Here is an 11,522-nt window from a genome sequence, read left to right as displayed (position 1 = left end):
CGATCCTGGTCTTCGTTCAGAGCCAGATGCATCCGGCCGAGAAAGCGGCAGAATGATTCGCCACGCAGGAGCGTCGCGATCTTGCCACGTGGCTTGCGGAGCAACTCCGCACGCCGAAATTTTTGCTTGTTCCAGACACGCCAACGCGGGAGCAAGCTCCCGCGCGGCGACATCCTACCAGTCAGCGCTCGAAAGAGGTCAACCGGCTTTCAAGTGAGCCTGCGCTTACTTGTGGTCTTTTACTTCTTCAAACTCGGCGTCGACAACATCGTCAGCCTTGGCAGTTTCTTCAGCTGGCTTGGCCGCAGCGTCCGGGTTTTCAGCCTGCTCGGCGTACATCTTCTGAGCGATTGGCGCGGAAACCTTGGACAGCTCTTCAACCTTGGCTTCAATGGCGGCCTTGTCGTCGCCTTTGATAGCGGCTTCCAGAGCAACCAGTGCAGCTTCTACCGCAGTCTTCTCTTCAGCAGTGACCTTGTCACCCGCGTCAGCGATCATCTTGCGAGTCGAGTGGACCAGCGCATCACCCTGGTTACGGGCAGAGGCCAGCTCTTCGAACTTGCGATCTTCTTCGGAGTTGACTTCAGCATCACGAACCATCTGCTGAATTTCTTCCTCGGACAGACCGGAGTTGGCCTTGATCACGATGGACTGCTGCTTGCCGGTGGCCTTGTCTTTCGCGCCAACATGCAGGATGCCGTTTGCGTCGATGTCGAAGGTCACTTCGATCTGTGGCACGCCACGTGGAGCAGGTGGAATCTCGGCCAGGTCGAACTTGCCCAGCGACTTGTTCTGACCGGCTTGCTTACGCTCGCCCTGCAGGACGTGGATGGTTACCGCGTTCTGGTTGTCATCGGCAGTCGAGAACACCTGGGATTTCTTGGTAGGAATCGTGGTGTTTTTCTCGATCAGCGCAGTCATCACGCCGCCCATGGTTTCGATACCCAGGGTCAGCGGGCTGACGTCCAGCAGCAGAACGTCTTTGACATCACCGGCCAATACTGCGCCCTGAATGGCAGCGCCCATGGCAACGGCTTCGTCAGGGTTGACGTCTTTACGTGCTTCTTTGCCGAAGAACTCGGTCACCAGCTTCTGCACCAGCGGCATACGCGTCTGACCACCGACCAGAATCACGTCGTTGATCTTGCTGATATCGATACCCGCGTCTTTCAACGCCATGCGGCAAGGCTCGATGGTGCGCTGAACCAGGTCTTCAACCAGCGATTCCAGCTTGGAGCGGGAGATCTTCACTACCAGGTGCTTAGGACCGGTTGCGTCTGCAGTGATGTACGGCAGATTGACTTCGGTCTGGGTGCTGGAAGACAGCTCGATCTTGGCTTTTTCGGCAGCTTCTTTCAGACGCTGCATCGCCAGCGGATCACCCTTGAGGTTCATGCCGCTTTCTTTCTTGAATTCGTCGACGAAGTAGTCGATCAGACGAATGTCGAAGTCTTCACCACCCAGGAACGTGTCGCCGTTGGTGGCCAACACTTCGAACTGGTGCTCGCCATCGACTTCAGCGATCTCGATGACCGAGACGTCGAAGGTACCGCCACCCAGGTCATAAACGATGACAGTGTGGTCGCCCTTGGCCTTGTCCATACCGTAAGCCAGTGCAGCTGCGGTAGGTTCGTTGATGATGCGCTTGACGTCCAGACCGGCGATACGGCCAGCGTCCTTGGTAGCCTGACGCTGACTGTCGTTGAAGTAGGCCGGAACGGTAATGACCGCTTCGGTAACCGCTTCACCGAGATAGTCTTCGGCAGTCTTCTTCATTTTCTTCAGGATTTCAGCGGAGATCTGAGGAGGCGCCATTTTCTGGCCATTCACTTCAACCCAGGCATCACCGTTGTCAGCCTTGACGATCTTGTAAGGGACCATCTGGATGTCTTTCTGAACGACTTCCTCTTCGAACTTGCGACCGATCAGACGCTTTACCGCATAGAGGGTGTTGTGCGGGTTAGTGACCGCCTGACGCTTGGCGGACTGACCGACCAGGATCTCGCCATCATTTGCATAAGCAATGATCGAAGGTGTAGTACGAGTACCTTCGGCGTTCTCGATAACCTTGACGTTACCGTTTTCCAGAATGGAGACGCAGGAGTTGGTAGTCCCCAGGTCGATACCGATAATTCTGCCCATCTTTGACTCTCCCGAAACTTGCAAAACTTGGATTGGGTTGCCGCCAGTGCGTTTACACCGTGCGGTAGCTCTTAAACGCTTGACCTTTAAATGGGGGCCTTACAGCTGATTTCAAGCCTGCTCGTTGATTGACGGCGTTGCAGGCGACGGTGCCTTGCTGACCACGACCATGGCCGGGCGCAGCAGGCGACCATTAAGCTGATAACCCTTCTGAAATACCTTGAGCACCGTATTGGGCTCAACGTCGGCACTTTCCTGCATGGCCATAGCCTGGTGCTGGTCGGCACTGAACGGTTGACCGTGTGGATCGATGGCTTCCAACTGATAACGCTTGAGGGTGTCCTGGAACATCTTCAAGGTCAGCTCGATGCCTTCACGCATCGGGCGAATGCTTTCATCGTCCGGACTGGACAGATCAAGGCCTCGCTCCAGACTGTCGATGATCGGCAACAGATCACCGGCAAATTTTTCCAGCGCAAACTTGTGCGCCTTTTCAACATCTTGTTCGGCACGGCGGCGGACATTCTGCAGATCCGCAGCCACGCGAAGGGATTGGTCCTGCGCAGCAGCCAGTTGCTCTTCGAGCACCTGCACGCGAGTTGTCAGTTCATCACCCGCGCCCGCTTCGGCAGCCTGATCCTGCGCCTGCGCATCCAGATTCTGTTCGTCAGCCATACATGTTCTCCTCTAAAGACGTCCGCGATCCCGATTCGCGCTTCTGCCCACCTATATGGGATCGGATTTTCCGGCTTCAAGGGTTTCATGTGATCGAGATACGCATTCCCTGACAAATAATCCGGATTCCAGCCCAACAAAAAATGGCGACTTGACACAAGAGGGACTAAAAACCACTACAGACCGATCAAATCGAGCTAAGCAAGGGCATTGTCAGCCACAAATAAAACACTGTATAAATAACCAGACAAACAGCCCGGGAGCCGCTCAATGCTGGTGCACCTTTCCGTACACAACTACGCCATCGTCGAACACCTTGACCTTGAACTGGATCGAGGCATGAGCGTCATCACCGGCGAAACCGGCGCGGGCAAGTCGATCATGCTCGACGCCCTCGGCCTGACCCTGGGCGACCGTGCCGACAGCGGCGTGGTCCGGCCAGGCGCCGACAAGGCCGACATCCTGGCCACGTTCGACCTGGGCGACATTCCCGAGGCACAGACCTGGCTCAAAGAGCGCGACCTGGACAACGACGGCCCCTGCATCCTGCGCCGGGTCATCACCGCCGAAGGCCGGTCACGCGCTTATATCAATGGCTCGCCCTGCCCTCAGGGCGACCTTAAAGCGCTGGGCGAACTGCTCATCGATATTCACAGCCAGCATGAGCACCAGTCGCTGCTCAAGACCGATACACATCGACGCCTGCTCGACGAATACGCGGGTGCGACCGATCTGGCCCGTCAGGTCCATCTCGCTGCACAGCGCTGGCGGCAGACGCGGCAGGAGCTCGAACGCCTCTCCAACTCGGGTGACGAGCAACGCGCACGGCATCAGTTGCTGAGCTATCAGCTCGAAGAACTGGAAAGCCTGAGCCTGGGTGAAAACGAGCTTGAACAGCTCGAACAGGAACACAAGGACCTGACCAACGCCGAAAGCCTGCTGAGCATTTGCCGACAAGTGGTCGAGCAGTGCAGCGAAAGCGATTCCGGCAACGTACTCAATGCCCTGACCGCCAGCCTGCATCGTCTTGGCAGCGTCGACCATTCACCCTCCGCCCTCAGCGAAGCCACAGGGCTGCTGTCCAGCGCGCAGATACAGGTAGAAGAAGCCGTAGGCGAACTGAATCGTTTTCTGGATCACTTCGATGCCGATCCGGCCAGACTGCAACAGCTTGAAGAACGTCTCGATGCCATTTACACACTGGCGCGCAAACACCGCATCCAGCCGGGCGAAGTCGCGACACTGCAACAAAAGCTGCTGGATGAAATAGAAACACTGAATGCCAACGACGAATCCATCGAACGGCTGGAGCATGAAGTGCAGGCATTTGCCAGGCACTACCAGGATAAAGCCCGGGAGCTGAGCGACCTGCGCCACAATTCGGCGACGAAACTGGCCAGCGCTGTAGAACAGGAAATTCATCGTCTGGGCATGCCCGGCGGCCGTTTCCAGATCGACCTCAAAGCCAACGCCAGCGTAGAACCCTCGCCTCACGGCCTGGAGCAGGTAGAGCTACTGGTCAGCGCCAACCCCGGCCAGCCATTGAAAGCGCTGGCGAAAGTCGCGTCGGGTGGCGAACTGTCGCGCATCAGCCTGGCGATTCAGGTCATCACCGCACAAACATCTCGGGTGCCGACGCTGGTATTCGATGAAGTGGATGTGGGGATTGGCGGGCCGACCGCCGAGATCGTGGGGCAACTGCTGCGTCGCCTAGGCGAGCGCGGTCAGGTCATGACCGTCACTCACCTGCCGCAGGTCGCGGCGCAGGGCCATCAGCACCTGTTCGTGCACAAGGTGCGGGACAACGACGCAACGCGCACCGCCGTGTCCAAGCTCAGCAAGACTGAACGTATAGAGGAAGTCGCGCGAATGCTGGGCGGCATCGACCTGACCAAGGAATCTCTGGCGCACGCCAAAAAGATGGTCGTTACGGCTAAAAGCTGAGCCATAGAAAGCACAAAGGCGACCGCGGTCGCCCCTGTTGCTGATTACGCCTTCTTGTTGCGGACGTAGAGCACCAGATTGTGGTCCACCAGGTCAAAGCCGTGTCTTTCGACGATGGCTTTCTGAAGCTTCTCGATTTCTTCGTCGAAGAATTCGATCACCTCACCCGACTCCACGTTGACCATGTGGTCGTGGTGGCCGCCATCAGCCAGCTCGAATACCGCATGACCGCCATCGAAATTGTGGCGCACCACCAGTCCAGCGGACTCGAACTGAGTCAGAACACGGTAAACCGTGGCCAGACCGACGTCCTCGCTGGCCTCCATCAGAGCCTTGTAGACATCCTCGGCACTCATGTGGCGTTGCTCTGCAGAATCGAGCATTTGCAGTATTTTGACCCGCGGTAAGGTTACCTTGAGTCCTACTTTACGTAGTTCGTTATTTTCAACCATGGTCAGCTTTCTCGCAGACGCTGCTTCGCAGCTTCTCTTAATGCAGGTATGATCGGAGTTTACGTTGTCCCAGCCAAGATAGTGGAAGTCGCCCACCGATGCAAAACACCAAGCTCTTGCTAACCAGTTTCACCTTCGTGGGACTGCTCGCACTCGCCGGTTGTTCATTCCCCGGGGTTTACAAAATCGACATCCAGCAGGGTAATGTCGTCACGCAGGACATGATAGACCAGTTACGCCCCGGAATGACCCGGCGGCAAGTACGGTTTATCATGGGCAACCCCCTGTTGACCGACACTTTCCACTCCGATCGGTGGGATTACCTGTACAGCCTGCAACCAGGTGGCGGTGAACGCCAGCAGGAGCGTGTCAGCCTTATATTCAACGGCAATGACCAGCTTGTGAGCCTGTCTGGCGACTTCATGCCCGGCGTCAGCCGCGATGAAGCCATTCTCGGCAAGGGCAGCGACACCACTGTCCCTGCAGAGAACCAGCCAGTGCAGCAGCCTGAAGAACCGGCCAAGCCAGGTTCGTTGCTGGATACAATCCAGAAGGACGTGGACAGCGTCGAGACCGTACCGGTCCCGACCCAGGAGCCGCTGGACACCAACACCCGGTAGTCCAAAGCGCCCAACAAAAAGCCCGGCATGCCGGGCTTTTTTGTGCCTTCCATTCAGCCAGCGTTCAGCCGGGAGGCGTTCTTTTCTCACGCGCCTTGGCGGCACGCAGGCGTCTGATCTCCATGGGGTCGGCCACCAACGGGCGATAAATCTCTATCCGCTCACCCGCCTCGAGCACCCGCGCAGCAGGATCAGCCACCACTTTGCCGAAGATACCCACGGCACACTGACCAAGATCCAGCTCGGGAAACTCCTTGTCCATACCGCTGAGTGCCAGCGCCTGACGTACCGAAGATCCGGCCGGGACATCGATCGTCTTCAATGCCTGGCGTTGTACAGAGGCGTAGACCACCTCTATCTGAATCGATGCGTCAGCCATGCAGCTCTTTCGCTCGCTGGCAGAACGCATCCACCAGCGTGTTGGCTGCCTGATTGAACAGTGGCCCTAGTGTGGCGCGAACGAGGGTGCCGGCATAATCGAAAGACAGATCCAGACTGATCTTGCAGGCTTTCTCGCCCAGCGGCTTGAACGTCCAGACGCCGTGAAACTGTTCGAAAGGCCCTTCGACCAGGTCCATCACGATCGACTCACCGGGAACCAGCGTGTTGCGCGTCATGAACTTCTGGCTCAGACCGCCCTTGGCGATCTCCAGGCTGGCGCGCATCTGCGCCTCACTGGCTTCAACCACGGTAGCGGACGAACACCACGGCAGGAACTCGGGATAACGAGCCACATCATTGACCAGGTCATAAAGGAACCCGGCCGGGTAAGGCAGTAAAGCAGAGCGTTGTATATGCGTAGTCATGTGAGCGTCATTTCCAGAGCTGAGCGGCAAACACCACAAGAATGCCGAGCGGCGCCACGTAGCGCATCAAAAAGTACGTCAGGTTGAAGAGCAGCGGACTGCGAATCGACAATTCGTCGCGCACCGTCTCACGGCCCATCACCCAACCAGCGAATACTACAAAACACAACCCACCCAGCGGCAACATGATCCGCGAAGTGAAGAAATCAATAACTCCGAAGAAGTCCAGGCCAGTCGATGCGCCCCATTGATAGAGGTGGAATGCGCCTCCATCGTTCACGAAAAACTTGGCTTTTTGCCAGATATTGAACGAGAACACCGTGCCGAGGCCCACAAACCAGCAGGTAAAGGCCAGCCAGAACGTCACCCAGGCGCGGCGAATACGGGTGCGCTCGACCAGGTAGGCGACCATTGGCTCTAGCAACGAAATCGCCGAACTCCAGGCTGCGACGGCCACCAGCACGAAGAACACGATGCCCATCAATTGGCCGAATGCGACGTTGCCGAACGCGTAAGGCAGCGTAACGAACATAAGGCCCGGCCCCTCGCTTGGGTTCAGGCCCGCAGCAAACACGATCGGGAACAGCGCAAGGCCGGCCAGCAGCGAAACGAAGGTATCGAGCAACGCGATACCGACGACCGTACTGCTGATCGACGCGCCTTTGGTCATGTACGCGCCGTAAACCATGATCGAGCCGACACCGACGCTCAGGGAAAAGAACGCATGGCCCATCGCGGGCAGCAAGCCATCCAGCACCTTCTCCGGGTTGAAGTCGAACATGAAATGCACGCCTTCCATGAAATGCCCCGTGGTCAGGCTATAGCCCAACAGCGCGAGCATCAGCAGGAACAGCATCGGCATCATGATGCGCAGGCTTTTCTCCAGCCCGGCCTCGACACCCTTGCCGATCACCACCGCCGACAGCAGCATGAAAATGGTGTGCCACAGAATCAGACGCCATGGGTCGGCAATCACCGCACCGAAATACGCACCGACCTGATCCGGCGACACGCCTTGAAAGTCGCCGCGCCCCATGTCGATGATGTAATCCAGCGACCAACCGCCCACCACACTATAAAAGGAGAGAATCAGCAGCGCCGTGATCATCCCGGCAAACGCACCCCAGGACCAGCGCGGCGAATGCCCGGCTTCCTGCGCCAGCGTCTTGAGCGCATTCGCAGGACTGAGCCGGGAACGACGGCCAATCAGCGTCTCGGCGATCATGACCGGAATACCGATCAGCGCGATGCACGCCAGAAAAACCAGTACAAATGCACCGCCGCCATAGGCACCGACCATGTACGGAAATTTCCAGATACTGCCCAGCCCCACAGCAGAGCCGGTAGCAGCCAGGATGAACACCCAGCGACTTGCCCAGCTACCGTGGACCGAAACCTTGTCCGTCGACATTATCGAAACGCCCAGCCAAAAAAGATCGCGCATTGTCCGGGATTCAACCTTTGTGCTCAAGCACGCGCTTTCCCGTAGCCGACATTGATGCAACTGCCTATAATGCGCCCCCTATGGCTAAGCTCAAGAAACACCCTACAGGGACCATCGCGCAAAATAAGAAAGCGCGTCACGATTACTTCATCGAACACAAGTTCGAGGCCGGTCTGGTCCTGTCTGGCTGGGAAGTAAAAAGCCTGCGTGCCACCAAGGTACAGCTGGTCGACAGTTATGTGCTGCTCAAGGATGGCGAGGCCTGGCTGATGGGTTGCCACATCACGCCTCTCAAGACTGCCAGCACGCACGTCATCGCTGACCCGACACGCACCCGCAAACTGCTGCTGAACAAGCGCGAGCTCGAAAAGCTCACCAGCTCGGTTCAGCAGAAAGGCTATGCCTGCGTAGCCCTTTCCGTTTACTGGAAGGAGCACCTGGTGAAGTGCGAAATTGCGCTGGGTAAAGGCAAGAAGGAATACGACAAGCGCCACACCGAACGTGAACGCGATTCGGACCGTGAGCTGCAGCGTGCCGTGCGCTCCAAAGGCAAGGAAGACTAGCCCCTGGCGCTGGCGTGTGCCAAATGTCCTGACCCGGACATTTGGCACTTCGTATCCACCCCTTTATCCCTCCCCCCTCTCCACTCCCCCGCTTCAACCCGTTCGATACCCCAAAGCGAAGATCGCCTCATTTTGGTGCTTGAATGCGCAATGTGGCTATTTCGCAGTATTCCGAAAATAAAATAGAACGCCTGCGTCACACCACAGTCAATCCTTTAGGCCCAACTGCTAAACGGGCTTTCAAACCCTCGGGCGACGGCCTCAAATACCGGCCATACCGAGTCCACAGGTTATAAGGAGACACACATGAAGCGTACCGCCCTCACTGGATTGTTCCTCAGCGCCGCCCTGTTGGCTTCGCCGGTTTTTGCCGCCGATGATTTGTGCGCTGCAAACATCAAGACCATCGAAAACGCCAACACCTCGTCCAGCACCAACTTGAGTCCCGAAAACAAGACTATGCTCGAGACCACTGTGAAGAACGCCAAAGCGGCCCAAGCGCAGAATGACGAGAAAAAGTGCGTTGAGATCACCACCAAGACCATCACTTCCCTGAAAAACACCGGTTCGGGCAGCGAAGGCACCAAGTAAACCTTCGAGCAGGCCAGCCACTCAGGCTGGCCTGAACGATTGCAGCAGACGGGTCGACGTGCCACGCCAATTGGCGTACACTGCGCCCCAGCGATTGCGAAAGCAGTCTCGGGGCCGATTTGGATTCGACGCCGGTGATGAAACTTTAGGTGCATGCCGAGTTGGTAACAGAACTCGTAAATCCACTGTTGCAACTTTCTATAGTTGCCAATGACGAAACCTACGGGGAATACGCTCTCGCCGCGTAAGCGGTGCTAGCCTTCCTTCTGGTAGCTTCGGCTCCAGCAATCATCAGGGGATGCCTGTAAACCCGAAATGATTGTCATATAGAACAGGATCGTCGCCTAGTACGTTGTGGACGAAGCGACTAAAACTTACACAACTCGCCCAAAGCACCCTGCCCGTCGGGTCGCTGAGGGTTAACTTAATAGACACGGCTAAGCATGTAGTACCGACAGCGGAGTACTGGCGGACGGGGGTTCAAATCCCCCCGGCTCCACCATACAAGCGTTACAAATCAAGCACTTAGCGTTTATCGCAAGTGCTTTTTTTGTGCCTTTTTGTGCCGTATTGGCTCGGTAATGCCAGCTTAATGACAGCTTTTGTATTGATTTATGGTGCTGCGCATATGCTCTCCACCAAGGGCAAACAGGGCGGCGGGAGTCTTACAATAAGGAATTGCTAAGGACCCATGCGTCGAGCCGCAATTCGTATATGCCGCCACTCCGCCCCCCCCGTTGCCCCAGGTAACCGCTCGACCTCCTAGCTTGACCAAGCAAGGAAACTCGCCAGTGCTGATCATTTGATAAACTTTCGAAGCACTGACACCGGTTAGCTTTACGACCTTGAGTAGCCTGATCAGGGCTGACGCCGACTTACTCGGTACGAAGGCACGCAAAACGGCGGTTCTCGTCGAAGGCGAGTAAACAGGCGAGGCACAGCAGGCTCAGGGGCTGCCCTCGCTGCTCCGATTTAGCCCTCGCACGCTGAGCGTCCAAATATGCGGCCAGATCCCTGAAGGCCCACGCCGCTCTCCGCTCCTTGGCTATAGTCTGACTGGTTCAAAGGAAGATCGATATCGTCGGCCACTATCTTTAATCTCAGTTTCGCCGGTGCCGGGCGGCTTAAGCAATCGCCGCACACCCGCCCAAACAGAATGATTGCCTTGACACCGTATTGAGCCATAAGCAAGAAGCCGGTGTTCATTCAGGGCTAGGACTCTAACTGATCTCCGCGCAGCTGAAGCTGAAGCTGACATTTGTCCAGCGCAAACCCAACTGCAGCGGATTGAGAGCTGCCGATTGTCATCCAGCGGTTGGCTTTGCTAACACCGTTAGACGGATAGGGATTGATAATGAGGATTTGGAACACGTGACGTGCTGACCACAGCGGGGCTTCAGGACTGGTACAAGTCTCGATACATCAAGATTGTTGCAGCCTCTTCACCGCGCTTTCGCTGGCCAGCTGCGGCAGCATTGCGGCTGCTCTCTAAGAAATTAAGCTTGCGATAGAAATTGAGCGTCCTTTCACGGTTAACCGCGTTGACTGTCAAAAGTCGTGCGGAGAATGGCGGCGTAAAGGATATGCCTTGGATCAGATTGATGATTGCCTCGCCAATGCCCTGAGACTGAAAGCCTTCCGCAACTGCGAGCTTCGTAATTTTCACAGCAGGAAAGAAATCTATCGCAGCGCTGAACGGAAGACCCAGCTCAGTCAGCTCTACCCCCTCCAGCCTTAAACTATCGCAAGAGAGGCTAAAAAAGCCTATAGGAGTAAGGCATTGCTCGATAAAAACGACCGTAGTGGAAGTTATACCGTGCTTAGCGTATGAGTTGGCATCATCCCTTAGGAAAACGTCAAGCTCTGCATCGCCCGAGGTAAAGCAGTCCAAGGTACCTTGATCGACATCGTCAACAGGTGCAAGGATGAAGTCATCAAGATTCACGCAGTGGTCAATTCCGTTCGACGATTCGCTTTTGAAAAGCTTTTTGAGCAGCTGACGCATAGGAGCAAAGCGTTGCTTTGCGTTCATGCGTAAGGCCCACGGTGCCCAATCGCGCTACGAGCACGCGACTTTCATCTACTGAAAGTGCAGGCGAAGATTCGATGATTGGTTTAGCAGCCATGCTATAGCCTCTTTACGTTGGTAGCGTGACCTCTCAGACCTAAGGAATGAGAAAATCATGCAGGTTGTGACAGTGTATCTGCAGTGTAGACCGGATCTTTACCAGAAAATTTCGGAAACCATACGGATTTTTTAGCTCTCCGTAGGCTGGCGCTGCAGC

The 11,522-nt window shown here is 56.3% G+C and carries 13 protein-coding genes and 1 other RNA gene; 5 read left to right on the top strand and 9 right to left on the bottom strand.

Translation table 11 applies throughout. The features are described 5' to 3' along the window. Positions 1-225: 225 nt before the first annotated feature. Positions 226-2,142: a molecular chaperone DnaK gene (gene dnaK, locus AO388_RS05835; RefSeq protein ID WP_003431542.1), complete on the bottom strand. Its 1,917-nt coding sequence runs from the start codon at positions 2,140-2,142 to the stop codon at positions 226-228. Positions 2,143-2,253: 111 nt separating this feature from the next. Then, the gene (gene grpE, locus AO388_RS05830; protein ID WP_003313642.1) at positions 2,254-2,817 is read right to left on the bottom strand and encodes a nucleotide exchange factor GrpE; all 564 of its coding nucleotides are present in this window, start codon (positions 2,815-2,817) and stop codon (positions 2,254-2,256) included. Between the two features lie 270 nt (positions 2,818-3,087). Between grpE and recN the strand changes: the two genes are divergently transcribed. Next, positions 3,088-4,761, top strand: coding sequence for a DNA repair protein RecN (recN, locus tag AO388_RS05825; RefSeq protein ID WP_003431547.1), 1,674 nt, complete (start codon positions 3,088-3,090; stop codon positions 4,759-4,761). 44 nt (positions 4,762-4,805) lie between these two features. Here the strand turns inward: recN and fur are convergent, their stop codons facing one another. Beyond that, positions 4,806-5,213 carry a ferric iron uptake transcriptional regulator gene (gene fur, locus AO388_RS05820; RefSeq protein ID WP_003313643.1) on the bottom strand — a complete coding sequence of 136 codons (408 nt, stop codon included), beginning with the start codon at positions 5,211-5,213 and terminating at the stop codon, positions 4,806-4,808. Between the two features lie 98 nt (positions 5,214-5,311). Between fur and bamE the strand changes: the two genes are divergently transcribed. After that, complete coding sequence (bamE, locus tag AO388_RS05815; protein ID WP_003431549.1) at positions 5,312-5,833, top strand: outer membrane protein assembly factor BamE; 522 nt, start codon at positions 5,312-5,314, stop codon at positions 5,831-5,833. A 64-nt stretch (positions 5,834-5,897) separates the two neighbouring features. Here the strand turns inward: bamE and AO388_RS05810 are convergent, their stop codons facing one another. From AO388_RS05810 to AO388_RS05800, 3 genes are read right to left on the bottom strand one after another with little or no spacing between them, the layout of a single operon-like run. Then, positions 5,898-6,212, bottom strand: a complete 315-nt coding sequence (locus AO388_RS05810) for an RnfH family protein (RefSeq protein WP_054082028.1) — start codon at positions 6,210-6,212, stop codon at positions 5,898-5,900. After that, on the bottom strand, positions 6,205-6,639 hold the full coding sequence (locus tag AO388_RS05805) for a type II toxin-antitoxin system RatA family toxin (RefSeq protein WP_003431552.1): 435 nt from the start codon (positions 6,637-6,639) through the stop codon (positions 6,205-6,207). The genes AO388_RS05810 and AO388_RS05805 overlap by 8 nt, the downstream gene beginning before the upstream one ends. A gap of 7 nt (positions 6,640-6,646) precedes the next feature. Further along, positions 6,647-8,050, bottom strand: a complete 1,404-nt coding sequence (locus AO388_RS05800) for a sodium-dependent transporter (RefSeq protein ID WP_024648070.1) — start codon at positions 8,048-8,050, stop codon at positions 6,647-6,649. Positions 8,051-8,163: 113 nt separating this feature from the next. On the opposite strand from AO388_RS05800, the gene smpB reads away from it, so the two are divergent. The 3 genes from smpB (at position 8,164) to ssrA (ending at position 9,739) form a co-directional block, all read left to right on the top strand. Continuing rightward, positions 8,164-8,646, top strand: coding sequence for an SsrA-binding protein SmpB (gene smpB, locus AO388_RS05795; RefSeq protein WP_003313649.1), 483 nt, complete (start codon positions 8,164-8,166; stop codon positions 8,644-8,646). Positions 8,647-8,952: 306 nt separating this feature from the next. Then, positions 8,953-9,237, top strand: a complete 285-nt coding sequence (locus AO388_RS05790; protein ID WP_003364180.1) for a hypothetical protein — start codon at positions 8,953-8,955, stop codon at positions 9,235-9,237. Positions 9,238-9,347: 110 nt separating this feature from the next. After that, positions 9,348-9,739, top strand: a transfer-messenger RNA (tmRNA) gene (ssrA, locus tag AO388_RS26765). 87 nt (positions 9,740-9,826) lie between these two features. Here the strand turns inward: ssrA and AO388_RS30190 are convergent. The 3 genes from AO388_RS30190 to AO388_RS05780 all read right to left on the bottom strand — a co-directional run bounded on the left by AO388_RS30190 (position 9,827) and on the right by AO388_RS05780 (position 11,269). Next, positions 9,827-10,135, bottom strand: a complete 309-nt coding sequence (locus AO388_RS30190) for an AlpA family phage regulatory protein (RefSeq protein WP_083515772.1) — start codon at positions 10,133-10,135, stop codon at positions 9,827-9,829. A gap of 74 nt (positions 10,136-10,209) precedes the next feature. Further along, on the bottom strand, positions 10,210-10,422 hold the full coding sequence (locus AO388_RS29565) for a hypothetical protein (protein WP_236713900.1): 213 nt from the start codon (positions 10,420-10,422) through the stop codon (positions 10,210-10,212). 211 nt (positions 10,423-10,633) lie between these two features. Next, the gene (locus AO388_RS05780) at positions 10,634-11,269 is read right to left on the bottom strand and encodes a GNAT family N-acetyltransferase (protein WP_153003970.1); all 636 of its coding nucleotides are present in this window, start codon (positions 11,267-11,269) and stop codon (positions 10,634-10,636) included. Positions 11,270-11,522: the final 253 nt, after the last annotated feature.

Source organism: Pseudomonas sp. ICMP 10191, from assembly GCF_001467335.1.
GTDB classification, from domain to species: Bacteria; Pseudomonadota; Gammaproteobacteria; order Pseudomonadales; family Pseudomonadaceae; genus Aquipseudomonas; species Aquipseudomonas cerasi.
Note: the sequence above shows the minus strand (reverse complement) of the source record. Positions and strands in the feature narration are given on the sequence as shown.